The following is a 19,609-nucleotide window of genomic DNA, read 5'->3' as shown; positions in this document are numbered from 1 at the left end:
CGCTAGTAGAAAAATCGGTCCGGCGAGTTAGGTAGCACCACCACAATGGTGTCCAACTCGCCGGACCGATGAATATCGACGGCGCTAGCGCTGATTACTTACGGCAGTAGTTCACCGCGTTAGCAAAGATGTCTTGGACCTCCATGCCAGGGATGTTGCGCATGAGGCCATCGCGGAAGCGCTCAGGGTGACCCATCTTGCCAAGGATGCGACCATCTGGGGAAATGATGCCCTCGATGGCGTAGTTGGATCCGTTGGGGTTCGCAGGTGCTTCCATGGTGGGGGTGCCCTCGGCATCCACGTATTGGAACGCCACCTGACCTGAGCTAAAGAGTGCTTGAGCTTCCGTTTCGGATACCACGAAGCGGCCTTCGCCGTGGGAGACCGGCATGAGGTGCTGCTGGCCTAGGGTAAAGGTGCTCAGCCATGGGGATGCGACAGAGCTGACGCGAGTGGTGGCGATGCGTGAGACGTGTCGCAGTTGGCGGTTGTGAGCCAAGGTTGGAGATTCTGCGGTCATCTTGGCGGGGTCACCATACGGGAGGAACCCGCTCTTGACCAGAGCTTGGAAGCCGTTGCAGATTCCGAGGACGAGGCCGTCGCCGGCGACGAAGTCCTTGACTGCTGCGGCGACAGCATCGGAACGTAGGAAGGCCGCCATGAATTTTGCGGAGCCGTCTGGTTCGTCGCCGAGGGAGAAGCCACCGGAGAACGCCAGGATGTTGGCGGACTGCAGTTTGGTGATAAATGCTTCTGTGTCAGCAGCCAGCATCTCCGAGTTGAGGTTTCGGATGATGTGGAATTCGGTGGTGGCACCTGCCGCTTCGAAGGCCTCTGCCATGTCGTATTCGGAGTTAGTACCTGGGAATACTGGAAGCAACACGTGTACGGCCTTGTCACCGGCGGAGGCGTTGGCTTCTGCAGTATCCGAGTCTGCCTTGGAAAGAGCGGTTGCAAACTCTGGGAGAGCAGCTACGTCTGCGGTGGTCACGTTGAGTGGGTAGACCTCGCGGTAGTCGCGCTCTAGGGTGTCGAGTGCTTGGGCGATGGTGAAGGTTTCTTCGCCGAAGGTGATCTCGCCGGATGGGTTGGTGTGGCCGATGAGCTGGGCGTCGTCAAGCTCGACCGTGGTGCCGGTAGGTACCGCGAATACGAGGCCGCCGAGGGCTGCGTCGGTGGTGGCGGTGCCTTGGAATCCGAGCTCGTTGCCGAGCAGCATGTTCACGATGGTGGCACCGAGTCCGCCTGGGATGATGGGGGAAGCTGCTGCGATGGTGCCGGCGGCGGCAGCCTTATGGAAGGCGTCGAAGTTGGCGCGGAGTTGTTCGTAGTTGGCTTCGCCGGTTTCCAGTGGGGTGTGGGCGAGGTGATAGACGTCGAATTCGCCGTCTGGGATAGCGGCGCTGAGGGTGCGTCGTGCGTCCATGGTAGCGACGGCGAAGGTGACCAGTGTTGCAGGAACGTGCAGGTCATCGCCGTAGGTGCCGCTCATGGAATCTTTGCCGCCGATGGCTGCTACGTCGAAGGCATCTTGTGCTTCGAGGAGGCCCAAGAGTGCCTGGGTTACTTCGCCCCAGAGTTCTGGTTTTTGGTCGAGGCGTTGGAAGTATTCTTGGACGGACAGCCATGCGCCGCGGGCGTCGGCACCGGTGGCGACGAGTCGGCTGAGTGCTTCGACGACGGAGTAGGAGCCCATGAGGTACGGGGAGACGTCGGCAAGCTCGGGGCTGAATCCGTAGGTCATCACGGATGCGGTGTGGGATCCGCCGGGTACTGGGAAGGTTTGTACGGATGCGAGTTCGTCGGTCTTTTGGGTGCGGCCGCCGTATGGCATGAGTACGGTGGAGCGTCCCACGGTGGCGTCGAATTGTTCGACCATGCCTTCTTGGGAGCCGTGGCGGGTCAAGGATTCGAGGACGGTTGCCGGCTGAGCAGGCTTTTCGACGTCTCCTGCATCGCGCATTTCTACGCTCTGGGAGCGTGCTGCGCCGTTGGTTTCGAGGAATTCGCGGGAGAGGTCGAGAACTACGTCCTCGCCGAGGAACATGCGTAGGCGTCCGCTGTCGGTGACGGTGGCGAGTTCTACGGCCTCAATGTTTTCGGTTGCGGCTGCTTCAATGAAGGCGGCTGCGTCTTCTGGGCGCACGACTACTGCCATGCGTTCTTGGGATTCGGAGATGGCGATTTCGCGGGCGTTGAGGCCTGCGTATTTCAGTGGTACGCGATCGAGGTGGATGTCGATGCTGTCGGTGAGTTCGCCGACGGCGACGGACACGCCACCTGCGCCGAAGTCGTTACAGCGCACGATCATTTGGGCGATTTCTGGTCGGCGGAACAGGCGTTGGATCTTGCGCTCGTTGACGGGGTTGCCCTTTTGGACTTCTGCACCTGAGCGTGCGAGGGACTCTTCGTCGTGTGCCTTGGAGGAGCCGGTGGCTCCGCCGACGCCGTCGCGGCCGGTGCGGCCACCGAGGATGATCACGACGTCGCCTGGTTGTGGCTCTAGGCGCTTGACGTTTTCTTGTGGTGCGGCTGCCACTACGGCGCCGAGTTCCATGCGTTTGGCGACGTAACCTGGGTGAATCAGTTCGCGGACGCTGGTGGTTGCCAGACCGATCTGGTTGCCGTAGCTGGAGTAGCCGTGGGTTGCGCGGGCACTGATGTCTGCCTGCGGGAGTTTGCCGTCGATTGTTTCGGTGCGTGGGGTGTTGATGTCACCGGCGCCGGAGATGCGCATTGCTTGGTAAACCCAAGAGCGACCGGATAGTGGGTCGCGGATTGCGCCACCGAGGCAGGTGGATGCGCCACCAAATGGTTCGATTTCGGTGGGGTGGTTGTGGGTTTCGTTTTTGAACATCAGCAGCCAAGGCTTGTCGCCTTCTGGGGTGTCCACGTCAACGTATACGGAGCAGGCGTTGATTTCTTCGCTGACTTCTTGATCGGTCATGGTTCCGTTGCGACGCAGCTCACGGCCCATGATGGTGCCCAAGTCCATGAGTGTGCGTGGCTTATGGGTGCGACCGTTGGCCTCGCGGAGTTCGTCGTAACGCTTGAGTGCGCGGTCGAGCTGTGCACCGTAACGACTACTGGAGTTGATGATCTCCGTCAGTTCAGTATTAAAGGTGGTGTGGCGGCAGTGATCGGACCAGTAGGTGTCCAGTGCTGCGAGTTCCACCTCGGTGGGGGTGCGGCCTTCGGTGCGGAAGTATTCCTGGATAAGCTTCAGGTCTGCCAAGCTCATGGCCATGCCTTCGCTGGTGAGCAGGGCGCCGAGGCCGTTGTCGTCGAGTTCAAGGAAGTCTGGGTACTGCTTGAGTGGGGCGATGTCGCCCATGGATGGTGCTCGCAGTACATCGAGGTTCTTTTCTCCTGCTTCAACTGGGTTGATCAGGTAATCGCGGATGTTTGCGAAGGCTTCTTCTGAAACGTCACTCAAGATATAGACCTCGCCGGAGGTGACTCGGGCGTTGGTGTCAGGGTTGAGTAGGCGAAGTGCCTGTTCGGCTGCGTCGGCACGTTGGTCGTATTGGCCAGGTAGTGGTTCGACTGCGAGATGAGCTGGTGCTTGTTTGACGATGGTGTCGAGCTCAGCCGTGGTGAGCACGGTGTCGACCTTGGCGTCGCTGACTACGGAGTTAGTCAGGGCAGCGATGTCCGCTTCGGTCGCGTCGAAGACGTCGTAGACATTGATGATCTGGGCGTCAGTGAGTTCGACGCCCTCTAGATTGTTGAGGGAACGCAGTAGTGCGCGCTCCTCGTCGCGGAAGTCGGGTGAGCGGCGAATGGCAAGACGCGCGTCCATAACGATGGTGCACCTTTCAGTAGGGGTTCCTCGAATGCCTATATAGAACTACGCAAAGTCTAAGTCACGGCCGCGATAAACCCAGCGCCTGTTATAACCAGTCCGGTTTTCATGTGATTATTCGCTTATCGACGCTTCCTTCACAGTGTGGCACTATGGCTGGTGTTAAAAACCCGTTGTGACCTGCGGGGTTGTGTCAACAGGTTGTGGTGTGTACATTTATGTGAGTCGCCGCGACCGACACCGCCCCTCACGAGGTGAGAGTAGGCGGGAGGAAAACAAGCTGGTAGACAAAAATACAAGTAATTCTTCACTGGGCATCGTTGTTTTTATGGTGGTGTGTGGTGGTGTGATTGTGTTGTTTGAGAACTCAATAGTGTGCCAATGTACTTTTGATTCCCATCCTTGATTGATCGTGGGTGGGGGTTGGATTCTAAGAAAAAGATACATGCAATGATAACAGGCATGATGTGTCATACGGCCGGCAAGTGTGCCATGGCTTGTAAATAACATTTGTGGTTGTTGTGAATTGTTGTATTGGTGGTCATTGTTATTTTTTCCCCGTCAAGGGATGGTGACCATGTTTGATAGAGCAAATCATTATTTTTTTATTTTGCCAGTTGCAAACAATTGTTGTTTGTGGTGGTTTTTAGCCAGTTGGTTGGGCTTGTTCCAGCTTGAAGGTTGGTCTTTGACTGATTTTTTTTTTTATGGAGAGTTTGATCCTGGCTCAGGACGAACGCTGGCGGCGTGCTTAACACATGCAAGTCGAACGGAAAGGCCTCAGCTTGCTGGGGTACTCGAGTGGCGAACGGGTGAGTAACACGTGGGTGATCTGCCTCGTACTTCGGGATAAGCCTGGGAAACTGGGTCTAATACTGGATAGGGAATATGCTTTAGTGTGTGTGGTGGAAAGTTTTTTTTCGGTACGAGATGAGCCCGCGGCCTATCAGCTTGTTGGTGGGGTAATGGCCTACCAAGGCGTCGACGGGTAGCCGGCCTGAGAGGGTGGACGGCCACATTGGGACTGAGATACGGCTACCCAGACTCCTACGGGAGGCAGCAGTGGGGAATATTGCACAATGGGCGCAAGCCTGATGCAGCGACGCCGCGTGGGGATGACGGCCTTCGGGTTGTAAACCTCTTTCGCTAGGGACGAAGCTTTTGTGACGGTACCTAGATAAGAAGCACCGGCTAACTACGTGCCAGCAGCCGCGGTAATACGTAGGGTGCGAGCGTTGTCCGGAATTACTGGGCGTAAAGAGCTCGTAGGTGGTTTGTCGCGTCGTCTGTGAAATTCCGGGGCTTAACTTCGGGCGTGCAGGCGATACGGGCATAACTTGAGTGCTGTAGGGGAGACTGGAATTCCTGGTGTAGCGGTGGAATGCGCAGATATCAGGAGGAACACCGATGGCGAAGGCAGGTCTCTGGGCAGTAACTGACGCTGAGGAGCGAAAGCATGGGGAGCGAACAGGATTAGATACCCTGGTAGTCCATGCCGTAAACGGTGGGCGCTAGGTGTAGGGGTCTTCCACGACTTCTGTGCCGTAGCTAACGCATTAAGCGCCCCGCCTGGGGAGTACGGCCGCAAGGCTAAAACTCAAAGGAATTGACGACGACGCACAAGCGGCGGAGCATGTGGATTAATTCGATGCAACGCGAAGAACCTTACCTGGGCTTGACATATGCAGGATCGGCGTAGAGATACGTTTTCCCTTGTGGTCTGTATACAGGTGGTGCATGGTTGTCGTCAGCTCGTGTCGTGAGATGTTGGGTTAAGTCCCGCAACGAGCGCAACCCTTGTCTTATGTTGCCAGCACGTGATGGTGGGGACTCATGAGAGACTGCCGGGGTTAACTCGGAGGAAGGTGGGGATGACGTCAAATCATCATGCCCCTTATGTCCAGGGCTTCACACATGCTACAATGGTCGGTACAACGCGCTGCGAGCCTGTGAGGGTGAGCGAATCGCTGAAAGCCGGCCTCAGTTCGGATTGGGGTCTGCAACTCGACCCCATGAAGTCGGAGTCGCTAGTAATCGCAGATCAGCAACGCTGCGGTGAATACGTTCCCGGCCTTGTACACACCGCCCGTCACGTCATGAAAGTTGGTAACACCCGAAGCCAGTGGCCTAACCTTTGTGGGAGGAGCTGTCGAAGGTGGGATCGGCGATTGGGACGAAGTCGTAACAAGGTAGCCGTACCGGAAGGTGCGGCTGGATCACCTCCTTTCTAAGGAGTTTTATTGTTGGGTGACAGTTGTTACCTGTTTTGTTTTTTTATCCGGGTGGATGCGTGTGACCTGTGATGGTTTTTTTCTGCACTGTGTGGTGTGGGGTGTCATGGTTGTTGTGTGTGTTGTGTTGTTGTGTGTTTTTTTCTTAAGGTTTGTGTGTTGGTGCGCTGTTGGGTGTCTGGGACAACGTGGTTGTTCTGGTTGATCACTCGTGGTTTCGTGTGGTGTGGCTGGTTGTGTGCTGGTTTTGTGCTGTCATGGGGTCTTGTGGTTGGTGTGTTGTGTGAGAACTGTATAGTGGACGCGAGTAATCTTTATTCTTTAATTGTTCTTGGTGTTTTGTTTGTTATATTCGTGTTGTTTGTTAAGGGCACACGGTGGATGCCTTGGCATTATGAGCCGATGAAGGACGTGTAAGGCCGCGATAGGCCTCGGGGAGTTGCCAATAGAGCGTTGATCCGAGGGTGTCCGAATGGGGAAACCTGGCCATGGTTATGTGTGGTTACCCATCAGTGAATTCATAGCTGGTGTGGGGGGTGACGCGGGAAGTGAAACATCTCAGTACCCGTAGGAGAAGAAAATAATTAATGATTCTGCTAGTAGTGGCGAACGAACGTGGATGAGGCTAAACCGTATGCGTGTGATACCTGGCAGGGGTTGCGTGTGTGGTGTTGTGGGGCGTTGTTGGAGGAGGCTGCCGGCTCCTCGCTTGTGATATGTGTGTGTTAGCGGAAGTGGTTTGGAATGGCCTGCCGTAGTGGGTGAGAGTCCCGTACGTGAAAGTGCATGCATGCGAGTGGATGATGTTCCCGAGTAGCAGCGGGCTCGTGGAATCTGCTGTGAATCTGCCGGGATACCCGGTAAGCCTAAATACTTGTGATGACCGATAGCGGATTAGTACCGTGAGGGAATGGTGAAAAGTACCCCGGGAGGGGAGAAATAGTACCTGAAACCGTGTGCTTACAATCCGTCAGAGCCTTTTGTGGGGTGATGGCGTGCCTTTTGAAGAATGAGCCTGCGAGTCAGCGGCATGTCGCGAGGTTAACCCGTGTGGGGTAGTCGTAGCGAAAGCGAATCCTAATGAGGGTGTTGTTAGTGGCATGTCCTGGATACGAAGCGGGGTGATCTACCCATGGCCAGTGTGAAGCAGCTGTAAGAGGTTGTGGAGGCGCGAACCCACTTAGGTTGAAAACTGAGGGGATGAGCTGTGGGTAGGGGTGAAAGGCCAATCAAACTCCGTGATAGCTGGTTCTCCCCGAAATGCATTTAGGTGCAGCGTTGTGTGTTTCTTGCTGGAGGTAGAGCTACTGGTTGGTTGAGCGGGACTACAATCTTAGCAATGTCAGCCAAACTCCGAATGCCGGTAATGTTAAGCATGGCAGTGAGACTGCGGGGATAAGCTCCGTTGGTCGAGAGGGAAACAGCCCAGATCGCCGGTTAAGGCCTAAGGGTGTACTAAGTGGAAAAGGATGTGGGATCGCGAAGACAGCCAGGAGGTTGGCTTAGAAGCAGCCATCCTTGAAAGAGTGCGTAATAGCTCACTGGTCGAGTGGTTCTGCGCCGACAATGTAGTGGGGCTCAAGTACACCGCCGAAGCCGCGGCAGTCAGCATTTTTTTGTTGGTTGGGTAGGGGCGTCGTGCACTGCTGTGAAGCACCTGGGTGACTTGATGGTGTGGAGTGTGTGCGAGTGAGAATGCAGGCATGAGTAACGAATGAAAAGTGGAAAACTTTTCCGCCGGATGACTAAGGGTTCCTGGGTTAAGCTAATCTTCCCAGGGTGAGTCGGGATATAAAGGCGAGGCCGACAGGCGTAGTCGATGGATAACCAGTTGATATTCTGGTACCCGTGTATGTGCGCCCAGTGGTGAATCAATGGTACTAACCATCCGCTGATCTTCTGGTCATGCTTTTGTGTGGTTGGTGGTGATGTGCGTGGGATCTTCGTTGGTAGTAGCCAAGTGATGGGGTGACGCAGTGAGGTAGCTGAGCCACTTAGTGGATTGTGGTGTAAGCGTGTGGCTGAAGTGGCATAGGTAAATCCGTGTCGCATTGTGGGTGAGGCGTGATGCGTAGACCGTTTGGTTGATGTTGGTGATCCTGTACTGTCGAGAAAAGCCTCTAGCGAGTGCATATATGGCTGCGTACCCATAACCGACACAGGTGGTCAGGTAGAGAATACTAAGGCGATCGGGTGAACTGTGGTTAAGGAACTCGGCAAATTGCCCCCGTAACTTCGGGAGAAGGGGATTTGCTGGTGACCGACGTGGTTGAGCTGGTGGTGGTCGCAGAGAATAGAGGGAAGCGACTGTTTATTAAAAAAACACAGGTCCGTGCGAAAACGTGGAAGTTGATGTATACGGACTGACGCCTGCCCGGTGCTGGAAGGTTAAGAGGATCTGTTAGGACTTTTGTGGTTCGAAGCGGAGAATTTAAGCCCCAGTAAACGGCGGTGGTAACTATAACCATCCTAAGGTAGCGAAATTCCTTGTCGGGTAAGTTCCGACCTGCACGAATGGCGTAACGACTTCCCTGCTGTCTCAACCACAGGCTGGTGAAATTGCAGTACGAGTAAAGATGCTCGTTACGCGCGGCAGGACGAAAAGACCCCGGGGCCTTCACTATAGCTTGGTATTGGTGTTTGGTTCGGTTTGTGTAGGATAGGTGGGAGACTGTGAAGTGGTCACGCTAGTGGTTGTGGAGTCGAAAGTTGAAATACCACTCTGATCGGATTGGATACCTTAACCTTGGCTATGATCTGGGTTGGGGACAGTGCCTGGTGGGTAGTTTAACTGGGGCGGTTGCCTCCTAAAGTGTAACGGAGGCGCCCAAAGGTTCCCCAGCCTGGTTGGCAATCAGGTGGTGAGTGTAAGTGCACAAGGGAGCTTGACTGTGAGACTGGCAGGTCGAGCAGGGACGAAAGTCGGGACTAGTGATCCGGCACCTACTTGTGGAAGTGGTGTCGCTCAACGGATAAAAGGTACCCCGGGGATAACAGGCTGATCTTCCCCAAGAGTCCATATCGACGGGATGGTTTGGCACCTCGATGTCGGCTCGTCGCATCCTGGGGCTGGAGTAGGTCCCAAGGGTTGGGCTGTTCGCCCATTAAAGCGGCACGCGAGCTGGGTTTAGAACGTCGTGAGACAGTTCGGTCTCTATCCGCCGCGCGCGTTGAAACTTGAAGAAGGCTGTCCCTAGTACGAGAGGACCGGGACGGACGTACCTCTAGTGTGCCAGTTGTCACGCCAGTGGCAGGGCTGGTTGGCTACGTACGGGAGGGATAACCGCTGAAAGCATCTAAGCGGGAAGCCTGTTTTGAGATGAGGTTTCTTTTGAGGTTCCCTCTAGACTAGGGGGTTGATAGGCCAGATCTGGAAGCGTAGTAATGCGTTAAGGTGACTGGTACTAATATGACCGAGTAATAACATTGTGTGTAACGAGCAAAAAAAATATAGCATTATTGAGCGTGTCACCTGTTGGGTGATAGTGAAGGTGTAGAAGTGTTTCTCGCGTCTGCTGTGCAGTGTCTGGCATGACACGCCTTCTTCGTGTGGGTGGTTGGTTGTGTGTGTTGGTGGTTATTGTGTCGGGGGTACGCCCGGTCCCTTTCCGAACCCGGAAGCTAAGCCCGATTGCGCTGATGGTACTGCACCTGGGAGGGTGTGGGAGAGTAGGTCGCCGCCAACCTAAAACTTAAAAAATGATAGTTGATGGTGTAGCAAGAGAAGCAGTGTGTTTTGCTTGCTACACCATTTTTTTGTGCACCCACACGTGTGGGGGTGTGCGGTGTGCGGGTGGTGTGTTTGTGTGTGGGGTGTGTGGGGTGCGCCCCCCTTTTTTTTTATGCCCGCAGTAAGGGGTGGGTTGGTTTTTTCGTGTTCTCGTATTCGAGACTACGTAAACCCATGCTCGGGGCTGGGGTGTGGGTGGGGTGGTGGTGGGGTTTTCGTGATCACGGATTCGTGGTGGAGGTTCCAAACACACCACCAACCAGCCCCTGCTATCGGATCACTGCACCAGGTGCATAAGACGCACAAATACAGCCAGCTTTCCCGACTTCATAGATACGTAATATCCGACATCCACACCATGTTACGAACACCGGTATCAAATAACGATTTGACACGGTCAGAGATATTAAGAGTCGATGCCCTAGGGGTGGTAGTGGCCAGTCCCATGACCATGGCGAAATACGTTCAATACCGAGCCGTCACGTCGCTCCGGCCACTGTCTTCTCGATGATCTCAATATCTCAGTAACGCAAAACCTTAATCATCCTTGGAGCCCGATCCGTCTGTCTGGCATCTCTCAAGATGTCAATATCCGTCGGCCCAGCGCCGCATCTGGTATTCGACCTTCTCGTCAGCTCCTTCAGCCTTGTCAAGATATTCCTTTCTCCGAGCCTAGCCGTATCCAAAAACCTGCACTAGCACGACCATGCGCTCTAGGGGGATGTTTTGGTCGTTGCCCCAGCTGTGTGGCTTCTTCACTGCCATCATATGGATGTATGCGAAGCGTTTTACCTTCGATGCGAAGAAGGCTGTTTCTTTTGGCATGAACTCATTGGCAATTTTCAGCCCGGTAACCTTTTGCGAAGCCGCTCCAACTTGCCACTTTAGGTCATGACCCAGTTCTTCGTTTTGATTCGGTGCGTTCTTATTTGGCTTAGACCCACTTTGCCTAATAGTTCGGCATGGAAACCTAGCTCGCGGGCAACGTCAGTAATTGGATTGTCGGTGTCGATGACCAACTAGGCGGCCTGATGTCGGTACTCTGCGATGTACCCCTTCTTCGTCATGATGATGATCAACCTTTCTTATCAAGTGTCCATCATTCGAGTGTAACTACACCCCTAAGGGTGGGGTATGTGCTGTTGTTTCTCGTGTTCGTGAGTTCGAAATCCCGTCATGGAGGTTTTCGCGGTAGTGGTTTCGCGCTCTTGTTTTGTGGATACAACAACCCACTTCCCACCCAGCCCACCACCGGAAACTCCGGAAGATAGGACGTTTTAGCGTTGTTTAGCCCCGAATGTAGTTAATTTTCTAACAAATAAGTAGAAAAGGATGTAAACGTGGTACACATAAAATGATGCACGTCGCGTCCATCGTTTTTGTGCGCGATGTGGTTTTGTTCCCCTCATGAAAGATGTACACATGCCGAAATTTAAACTTGTATTCGTGTCCACAGCAACGGCGTTAGCTGTCGGTTTTTCCGGTACCGCCGTGGTGACAGCTGCCCCAACGCAGAACACAGACGTCTGCACCAATTCTCCCGAGTCTTTGAAAGCCATGCAGCGTTGGTCCGCAGCTACCAAGGCAGTTAAGCGTGCTGAAGGTGACAAGGTTGTGGCAGCTACTTATACAGAAATGTTGGCAGAAGCACAGCAGGATCTTCAAGGTAAAACCGCTGAGGCTGCAGAAAAGAAGGCTGAGCTTGATCGTGTACAAGGTGCTGTCGACGCTCGTCGAACTGATAAGGAAATCCGCGATGCTTTCCAAGAGCTGTTAGAACTTGCGGAAGCGGACCTTGCCTCGGCAGATAAGGCTGTGGCAACCGCGATGGAAAACCAGCGGCTGGCGCAGGAAAAGTTGGATCAGCGTCAGTCTCAGCAGAAACTGTTTGAAGTTGATGCTCAGATTGCAGAGCATTATGAACAGAAGCTGAAGGAACTGCAAGCTACCAAAGATGATGTGTGGAACGACTTCGAGCGCCAGGAAAAGCTCAAGCAAATTGCGCACGTGGAAAGCTCATTGGCACAGTATGAACACGACAAAGTTGTCTACGATGCTATGAAGGAGATCATCGCGGAGGCAGGGGCTAACGTCAAGGCTGCCGATGAGTCAGTCCTAGCGGCGAAGAAGGTTCGTGATGAGGCAGCTCAGAAGGTGGAGTTCCGGAAGGAGCAAAAAGAGCCATATGAGGTAGACGTTATGGTTCAGGAGGAGTTTGCCAAGAAGGTTGTCGCGGCAAAGAAAGATTATGACGCGGCTGTGGTAGCGAAGAGCGAGGCTGAGAAGCGGGTCGCACTTCGTGAGCAGCAGCTTAAGAATTACGTCAACATTGATGCAGAGCTTGCCCAGGCTCAAGAGGCGCTTCTCGACGCAGAATCTGGCAAGGTCTATGCAACTTTGAAGGAAGCCGACTGCTTGATTGCCAAGGCGCCGGAGGAGACTGCCACCAAGGCGCCGGAGGAGACTGCCACCAAGGCGCCGGAGGAGACTGCCACCAAGGCGCCGGAGGAGACTGCCACCAAGGCGCCGGAGAAGTTGAACATCTTTCTGGCGATCATCGCAGGACTGGGCTTGGCCGGACTGTTGGCATTTTTCATGCCTGCAATCGCTAAGTTTCTGGGGCGCTAATTAGCTAGAAATTAAGGGGCGCGAGCGCTGCGTGGTGGAGCATGTCGTTCCATTCGACGATTTTTTTGCGTTCGCGTCCTTCGGCTTGTCCTAGTTCACGTTCTGCTGCGTCAAGGGCGTGCCAGCCGTCCCAGGTGGTTATGGGGATGCCGCGTTGTTTTAACACGTCGAGGATGGCGTCGGGGTTGCGGTTTTCGGCTGGGGTGAGTTGTCCTGTTTCCCAGTCGTTGATGAGCATTTCGGTGGTTTCTTTGGCGTCGGATTTGGTGTTGCCGATTAGTCCTACGGGTCCGCGTTTGATCCATCCGGTGGTGTAGAGCCCTGGGATGATGGTGCCGTCTTGTGTGGTGACGTGTCCACCGTCGTTGTAGATAATGTGGGGCTAGGCCCTGATTCCTTTGTTGCGTGGGTGGTCTGGTGCTACGCCGTAGCGGATGAGCCCGAAGGGGGCGGGCATGCGTTCGTAGAGGTCGATGGTGGTGGTGGGGTTGTTTTTGGTGAGGAGGTCGGAGGCGTAGATGCCTGCGGGGCCGGAGCCGATGACGGCGACGCGCAAAGGTTCAGTCATAAAAATCCATTCTCTCGTAGGTCTATAAAAAACAGACTGATTAGTCTGTAAAGGTATCTATAACTAACGAATCATGCAATAATAAATTCACATTTATTCCGCGAACGCGCCACTATCTCTTTTATGTGAAGAGATATATTCATGCAGGTAAAACTTATATAACTCCATGTTAAAGGAGTTTCATGCAATTTATTGCACAGGTAATATTTTAAAAACTATTGCATAGACCGATTGGTATGCGTAGGTTGTTGTGAAACATTCAATAAGCAGACAGAACGGTTCACAGCATGACTACGGCTACGGTAGGAAACCAGACAAGGCGGCGAGTTCGTACGCCAAAACCCGAGGGGCAGTGGAAGGTAGACGGCCGTGATCCCCTCAATGCTGATGAGAAGATAAAGCAAGAAGATTCGGGACTGTCGGCGAAACAGCGAGTTATTGATATTTACTCGCGCGAGGGATTCTCCTCGATCCCGGCTGAGGATTTAGCCCCGCGGTTTAAGTGGTTGGGGTTATATACGCAGCGTCGTCAAGATCTTGGCGGCGAGCTAACCGGCCAATTAGATAACTCTGAGCTACAAGACCAGTACTTCATGATGCGGGTGCGCTTTGATGGTGGGCGCGTCACTCCGCAACAGCTGCGCGTGGTGGGGGAGATCTCGCGAGATTATGCCCGTAGTACCGCGGACTTTACGGATCGTCAAAATATTCAGTTGCACTGGATCCGCATCGAGGATGTGCCGACTATCTGGGAGAAGCTGGAGGCTCATGGGTTAAGCACCTTGATGGGCTGTGGGGATGTGCCACGTGTGATTCTTGGTTCGCCGGTTGCGGGTATCGCGGCGGAGGAGATTATTGATGGCACTCCTGCGATCGACAAGCTCGTTAACGAGCACCTCATGGATGAGGAGCTGCACAATTTGCCGCGCAAGTTTAAGTCGGCGATTAGCGGACATGCGCGTCAAGACGTTACCCACGAGATCCAAGATGTGGCGTTTATTGGCTCAGTTCATCCGGAGTATGGTCCTGGCTTTGAGGTGTTCGTGGGCGGTGGGTTGTCCACGAATCCGATGTTGGCCCAGTCGCTGGGCGCATGGGTTCCCCTCGAGCGCGTCCCGGAGGTGTGGGTGGGCGTCGCCAAGCTGTTTCGTGATTATGGTTTCCGGCGCCTGCGCAATAGGGCGCGGTTGAAGTTTTTGGTGGCGCAATGGGGTGTGAAGAAATTCCGTGATGTACTGGAATCGGAGTATCTTGACAAGCCGCTTATCGACGGCCCCCACACTCCAATTACCCAAGGATCTCGGGACCATATCGGTATTCATCCGCAAAAGGATGGGCGGTTTTACCTAGGTGTAAAACCCACCGTTGGGCATGCTACCGGCGAGCAACTGATTGCCATTGCGGATGCCGCTGAGCGCTTTGGGGTGACCAGGATCCGTACCACTCCTGCGAAAGAGCTGCTCTTTTTGGACGTGGAACGCCACGATCTTGCGGCGCTTTCTCAAGCATTAGACGAGGTAGGGCTGTATTCCGCCCCGAGTGAGTTTCGGCGGGGGATTGTGTCGTGCACGGGGCTGGAGTTTTGCAAGCTGGCCCATGTGACAACTAAATCGCGTGCAATTGAATTAGTCGATGATCTGGAAAACCGCCTTGGGGATCTCGACGTGCCCTTGACCATCAGTCTGAATGGTTGCCCGAACTCCTGCGCCAGAACCCAAGTGGCCGACATTGGTTTGAAAGGCCAAACCGTGGTGGATGATGACGGCAACCGCGTCGAAGGATTCCAAGTGCACCTCGGCGGGGCGCTGGGTCTCGACGCGCGGTGGGGTCGCAAACTCCGCGGCCACAAAGTGACCTCCGCGGAACTAGGTGACTACGTGGTGCGCGTTGTTAGCAAATACAAGCAGCAGCGTAACCACGGTGAACTCTTCGGTCAGTGGGTGCTGCGCGCCGACGAGGAGGATCTGCAATGAGCTTGAGAAGAAAACCTAACCCGAACCGCAACCATCCGCAGCACTGCCCGTACTGCGCTAGCACGGTCTTGTTCCCAGACATCGAAACGGAATTCGCGTGGGCCTGCGCCGATTGCCGGCGTGTGTTTTCCGTGATGTTCCATGGTCAAGATGATCCCGAACATCGTCCAGCGGCAGCGGTGTCTACCTCTGAAGCGCTGCGCCGATCCCTAAACCGCCACAAGAATAGGCAGCCTGCGTGATGAAAACCGACCTCCTTGCTCTGAATTACCGTAACCCCGAAATCAGCCCTGCGTTTGAAGCCAGTGAACTCGACGAGGAACGCAAAGAACGTAACAAGCAGCTTGTCGATTCCTGGGCCGACAAGCTCTACGATGCCGACGCGGCCACCATCCTGCAGTGGGCGGCCCGCTATGCCGGCAGGCTCGCGGTCACCTTGAGCATGGAAAACACTGTGTTGGCAGAACTTGCGGCACAGCATGTCCCCAACGCGGACTTTGTATTCCTTGATACCGAATATCACTTTGCCGAAACCCTTGAGGTGGCGCGTCAAGTAGAAAAGCGCTACCCCAACCGGTTAGTCACCGCGCGGGCGGTGTTGTCCAAGGAGGAACAAGATCGCATTTATGGCCCGCAGCTGTATCGCAGGGATGCGATGGCATGTTGCCGAATGCGCAAAGTCGAACCCCTTGCTGTCGCCTTGGGGGATTACGACGCTTGGGTGACGGGGCTGCGCCGTGCCGACGGGCCCACGAGGGTCGCTGCGCCGAGCATAAGCCTAGATCAGGCTGGCAGGCTCAAGATTTCCCCGCTGGTCACGTGGACTCTAGAAGATACCGAAGATTTTATTGCGCGCAATGATCTTATTGTGCATCCGCTGACCCGCCAGGGGTATCCGTCGATAGGCTGCGCCACCTGCACACTTCCCGTCGAACGCGGGTCAGGACCGCGCTCAGGACGCTGGGCCGGACAAACCAAAACTGAATGCGGATTGCACACCTAACCACAACAACTCAAGGACTCTCATGACTCTTTCTCCACACCTACGCGACCTAGAAAACGAGTCGATATATATTCTGCGCGAAGCCGCCGGTCAGTGTGACAACGTGGCATTGTTGTTCTCCGGTGGCAAAGACTCCGTCGTGGTCTTTGAACTGGCCAGACGTGCCTTCGCACCTGCACACATCCCTTTTGAACTGCTGCACATCGATACTGGCCACAATTTCCCCGAGGTTATTCACTTCCGTGACGATCTAGTCAAGCGCACCGGCGCACGCCTGCGGGTAGCACACGTGCAGGACTGGATTGATTCTGGCAGGCTCAGCGAGCGTGCCGACGGCACCCGCAACCCCCTACAAACCGTGCCCTTGGTAGAAACCATCGCCGAGCAAGGCTACGACGCTGTTCTCGGTGGGGCCCGCCGCGACGAAGAGCGCGCCCGCGCGAAAGAGCGCGTGTTCTCAGTGCGCGACTCCTTCGGCGGCTGGGATCCGCGTCGACAACGCCCTGAGCTGTGGAATCTCTACAACGCCGGCCACGGCCCTGGCGAGAACATTCGGGTATTTCCGATCTCTAACTGGACCGAGGCGGACATCTGGGAGTACATCGGCGCGCGCGAGATCGAGCTGCCACCGATCTACTTTGCTCATGAGCGTGAGGTATTCCAGCGCGACGGTATGTGGTTGACGCCAGGGCCGTGGGGTGGTCCGCAGGGATCCGAGGAGCTAGAGCGCAGGTGGGTGCGCTATCGGACGGTGGGGGATATGTCCTGCACGGGTGCGGTGGATTCGCATGCCACCACGGTGGATGAGGTGATCGCAGAGATCGCGGTATCCACCGTGACCGAGCGCGGGGCTACTCGTGCGGATGACAAATTAACGGAATCGGCAATGGAAGATCGCAAGAAGGAAGGCTATTTCTGATGACTACTGCACTCGCTGCTCGCGAAACCCTCCGCTTGTGCACCGCGGGGTCCGTCGACGATGGAAAATCCACGTTTGTGGGCAGGCTGCTCCATGACACCAAGTCCGTGCTGGCGGACCAGTTGGCGTCGGTAGCTAAAACGTCGGCGGATCGTGGTTTTGTTGGCCTTGATCTCTCCTTGCTTGTCGACGGCCTACGCGCCGAACGTGAACAGGGCATCACCATTGATGTGGCCTATCGCTACTTCGCTACTGATCGTCGTGCATTCATCTTGGCGGACACCCCAGGGCATGTGCAATACACCCGCAACACCGTCACCGGCGTATCCACGTCCCAGGTAGTCGTCGTGCTTATCGACGTCCGCCACGGGGTGGTCGAGCAAACACGTCGGCACCTCACCGTGGCAGGGCTGCTGGGAATTACAACAGTGATCGTTGCTGTGAACAAGGTAGACCTCGTGGACTACTCCGAGGACATATACCGAGGCATTGAAGCTGAGGTAACGGATACCGCCGTGGCAGCTGGAATTTCCGATGTCCACGTGGTGCCGATCTCTGCGCTGCTAGGCGATAACGTTGCTGTGCCTTCTGAAAACACACCGTGGTACGAGGGACCCACGGTCATCGAGCTCCTCGAAACCATCGACGTGTCCGACAATAAGGTACAGGACGCCAACCTGCGGTTTCCCATCCAATATGTGATCCGTGATCACGCTAGCGATTACCGCGGCTACGCTGGCCGCATCGCCACGGGAAACCTCACAGTAGGCGAGATCGTGCACACACCCTCTGGAATAGCCGCCCACGTCACCCAGATCGATACCCCCGATGGCCCAGTTGAGAGCGCACCGGCGGGTAGCTCGGTGACCCTTGTGCTCGACCGCGACATCGACCTCGTCCGCGGCGACCTGATTACTAACCACAACCACCCCGAATCCAAGCGCACATTCGAAGCGACGGTGGTGGGGCTCAGCGAGGCGGCAGTACGAGCCAACAGTGTTGTGAACATTCGCTACGGCACTGCCGTGGTACGCGGCCGCATTGACCACGATGTAACCCTGAACCAGATCGAACGCGTCCGCGTGGAACTAGCGCAGCCCCTGCCAGTAGAGCCTTACAACTTCCGCGGCGCAGTGGGATCTTTCCTCATTATCGACCCAGCTCACGGCGATACTCTTGCGGCTGGACTCGTGGAGTAGTCAGGAGATAACTATGACTGCCATCATCGTGTTATCTCATGGGTCGAGGCACCCGGGCGCCGAACACGTGATCCGTGAGCTGGCGCGAAAGGTGGCGTTTCTCACCGGCACCGAAACTGCAGCGGCGTTCCTCGACTTCCACCCCGACGACCTACGCACCGTGTGCGCGCGACTAGCCGCACGGCACGCCGACGCCATCGTGGTACCGCTGCTATTTACCTCCGCCTACCACGCGCGTATCGACGTCCCCCGCGTCATCAGTGCGATCACCTCCCTGAAACTCACCCTAGCCAACCCCCTGGGCACCGGTCGCGACATCGCAAAACTACTCGACAACCACATCAGCCGCCACGTTGCAGCGGTCGCGCCCATCGCCTTATACCCCGTGGGATCATCCGACTCTGCGGCCAACGCGGGCGTCGATACGCTTGCCTACCAACTCAGCGAACTATCTCGCCGCAAGGTCCGAGTTGTCTACGCCACCGGCAATGATCCCATCCACCCTAGCGAACACGTCTTACCACTCTTTGTCACCCACGGACTCCTCCTCGACAAAGCGCACAACGCCTGCCGCGGTCGCGTAGCACCACCACTTGGAATCGCCCTCGCACCCATCGTCGCCCAACGCGCACAGGAGGCAACATGCCCGCACTACTGCTCATAGCGCTCGCCGGAGCCATCGCCCAACTTGTCGACGGCGGCCTCGGCATGGGATTCGGCATCACCTCCACCACCATCATGCTCTGCGCAGGGCTAGGCCCCGCCCAAGCATCCGGCGTCGTCCACGTCGCCGAAGTCGGCACCACCCTGGCCTCCGGACTCAGCCACTGGAAATTCGGAAACGTGGACTGGAAAGTAGTCGCACTACTTGGCGCGCCGGGTGCCATCGCCGCATTTACCGGAGCCACGCTCCTTTCACGACTTTCCCTCGAATCGGCAGCCCCCGTTACCGCGACCATCTTGTGCCTCGTCGGCGCCAACCTCGTCTGGCGATTCTCCCGAGGACGCATCGCCCGCGAAATCCGCATCCGCGCCTACTCGCCATGGTTTCTCATCGGACTCGGCGCCGTCGGCGGGCTTGTCGACTCCACAGGGGGCGGCGGTTGGGGGCCAGTAACCACCTCCACCTTGCTCTCCATGGGCAGGCAATCCCCACGGCGTGTAGTAGGCACCGTGAACACCGCCGAATTCTTGGTGGCCATGGCGGCCTCTACCGGCTTCGTCATCGGACTGTGGCCACAGCTGCATGAACACATCTTCGCCGTTATAGCCCTGCTCATCGGCGGAGTTATTACCAGCCCAGTCGCTGCATGGCTGATCTCTCGGCTCAACCCCATCGCCCTCGGCGGGCTCGTAGGAACCACCATCGTGGCAGTCAACTTGCCGGGGCCGTGGTGGGGGGGCATTGCTCGCGATTGTGGTCGGTGTGGGATTAACCCTGCGGGGTTGGCTGCGGGCGCGAGTAGCACAACGGAATGTGTCTGTAGTCACAAAACGGGCGCAGGCGATCTCCGTGTAACTTTCTGTTCACCTTGATGAGAGAATATGACCAA

11 protein-coding genes, 3 rRNA genes and 1 pseudogene are annotated in these 19,609 nt (G+C 55.8%); 11 read left to right on the top strand and 4 right to left on the bottom strand.

What is annotated here, in order from left to right; all coding sequences use genetic code 11:
* Positions 1-94: 94 nt before the first annotated feature.
* On the bottom strand, positions 95-3,802 hold the full coding sequence (locus tag CIP100161_RS10760) for a phosphoribosylformylglycinamidine synthase (protein WP_155874290.1): 3,708 nt from the start codon (positions 3,800-3,802) through the stop codon (positions 95-97).
* 707 nt (positions 3,803-4,509) lie between these two features.
* Between CIP100161_RS10760 and CIP100161_RS10755 the strand changes: the two genes are divergently transcribed.
* From CIP100161_RS10755 to rrf, 3 genes are all read left to right on the top strand, one after another.
* Positions 4,510-6,032 (top strand): 16S ribosomal RNA (locus CIP100161_RS10755).
* 358 nt (positions 6,033-6,390) lie between these two features.
* Positions 6,391-9,465, top strand: a 23S ribosomal RNA gene (locus CIP100161_RS10750).
* A 140-nt stretch (positions 9,466-9,605) separates the two neighbouring features.
* A 5S ribosomal RNA gene (rrf, locus tag CIP100161_RS10745) occupies positions 9,606-9,722 on the top strand.
* The 16S, 23S and 5S rRNA genes sit together here, the layout of an rRNA operon.
* Positions 9,723-10,438: 716 nt before the next feature.
* On the opposite strand, the gene CIP100161_RS11920 is transcribed toward rrf, so the two are convergent.
* Entirely contained in the window at positions 10,439-10,591 is a 153-nt protein-coding gene (locus tag CIP100161_RS11920; protein WP_174775765.1) for a hypothetical protein, read from the bottom strand.
* A 582-nt stretch (positions 10,592-11,173) separates the two neighbouring features.
* Between CIP100161_RS11920 and CIP100161_RS10735 the strand changes: the two genes are divergently transcribed.
* The gene (locus CIP100161_RS10735) at positions 11,174-12,394 is read left to right on the top strand and encodes a serine/threonine protein kinase (RefSeq protein WP_155874288.1); all 1,221 of its coding nucleotides are present in this window, start codon (positions 11,174-11,176) and stop codon (positions 12,392-12,394) included.
* A gap of 4 nt (positions 12,395-12,398) precedes the next feature.
* Here the strand turns inward: CIP100161_RS10735 and CIP100161_RS10730 are convergent.
* Together CIP100161_RS10730 and CIP100161_RS12610 are read right to left on the bottom strand one after the other, a co-directional pair.
* Positions 12,399-12,773 (bottom strand): annotated as a pseudogene (locus CIP100161_RS10730) (ferredoxin/ferredoxin-NADP reductase); the annotation flags it as partial.
* A 3-nt stretch (positions 12,774-12,776) separates the two neighbouring features.
* The gene (locus tag CIP100161_RS12610; RefSeq protein ID WP_408609467.1) at positions 12,777-12,962 is read right to left on the bottom strand and encodes an NAD(P)-binding protein; all 186 of its coding nucleotides are present in this window, start codon (positions 12,960-12,962) and stop codon (positions 12,777-12,779) included.
* A 287-nt stretch (positions 12,963-13,249) separates the two neighbouring features.
* Here CIP100161_RS12610 and CIP100161_RS10725 point away from each other — a divergent pair, with 287 nt between their 5' ends.
* From CIP100161_RS10725 to CIP100161_RS10695, 7 genes are read left to right on the top strand one after another with little or no spacing between them, the layout of a single operon-like run.
* Positions 13,250-14,935 carry a nitrite/sulfite reductase gene (locus CIP100161_RS10725; RefSeq protein WP_155874286.1) on the top strand — a complete coding sequence of 562 codons (1,686 nt, stop codon included), beginning with the start codon at positions 13,250-13,252 and terminating at the stop codon, positions 14,933-14,935.
* Complete coding sequence (locus CIP100161_RS10720) at positions 14,932-15,177, top strand: hypothetical protein (RefSeq protein ID WP_155874284.1); 246 nt, start codon at positions 14,932-14,934, stop codon at positions 15,175-15,177. Before CIP100161_RS10725 ends, CIP100161_RS10720 begins: the two co-directional genes overlap by 4 nt.
* Entirely contained in the window at positions 15,177-15,938 is a 762-nt protein-coding gene (locus CIP100161_RS10715) for a phosphoadenylyl-sulfate reductase (protein WP_155874282.1), read from the top strand. The genes CIP100161_RS10720 and CIP100161_RS10715 overlap by 1 nt, the downstream gene beginning before the upstream one ends.
* Positions 15,939-15,960: 22 nt before the next feature.
* Positions 15,961-16,857, top strand: a complete 897-nt coding sequence (gene cysD / locus CIP100161_RS10710; RefSeq protein WP_155874280.1) for a sulfate adenylyltransferase subunit CysD — start codon at positions 15,961-15,963, stop codon at positions 16,855-16,857.
* Positions 16,857-18,056, top strand: a complete 1,200-nt coding sequence (locus tag CIP100161_RS10705) for a sulfate adenylyltransferase subunit 1 (protein ID WP_155874278.1) — start codon at positions 16,857-16,859, stop codon at positions 18,054-18,056. Before cysD ends, CIP100161_RS10705 begins: the two co-directional genes overlap by 1 nt.
* Positions 18,057-18,069: 13 nt before the next feature.
* Positions 18,070-18,720 carry a sirohydrochlorin chelatase gene (locus CIP100161_RS10700; RefSeq protein WP_155874276.1) on the top strand — a complete coding sequence of 217 codons (651 nt, stop codon included), beginning with the start codon at positions 18,070-18,072 and terminating at the stop codon, positions 18,718-18,720.
* Entirely contained in the window at positions 18,699-19,592 is an 894-nt protein-coding gene (locus CIP100161_RS10695) for a sulfite exporter TauE/SafE family protein (protein ID WP_166443173.1), read from the top strand. Before CIP100161_RS10700 ends, CIP100161_RS10695 begins: the two co-directional genes overlap by 22 nt.
* Positions 19,593-19,609 lie beyond the last annotated feature (17 nt).

The organism is Corynebacterium rouxii (assembly GCF_902702935.1).
GTDB classification, from domain to species: domain Bacteria; phylum Actinomycetota; class Actinomycetes; order Mycobacteriales; family Mycobacteriaceae; genus Corynebacterium; species Corynebacterium rouxii.
Note: the sequence above shows the minus strand (reverse complement) of the source record. Positions and strands in the feature narration are given on the sequence as shown.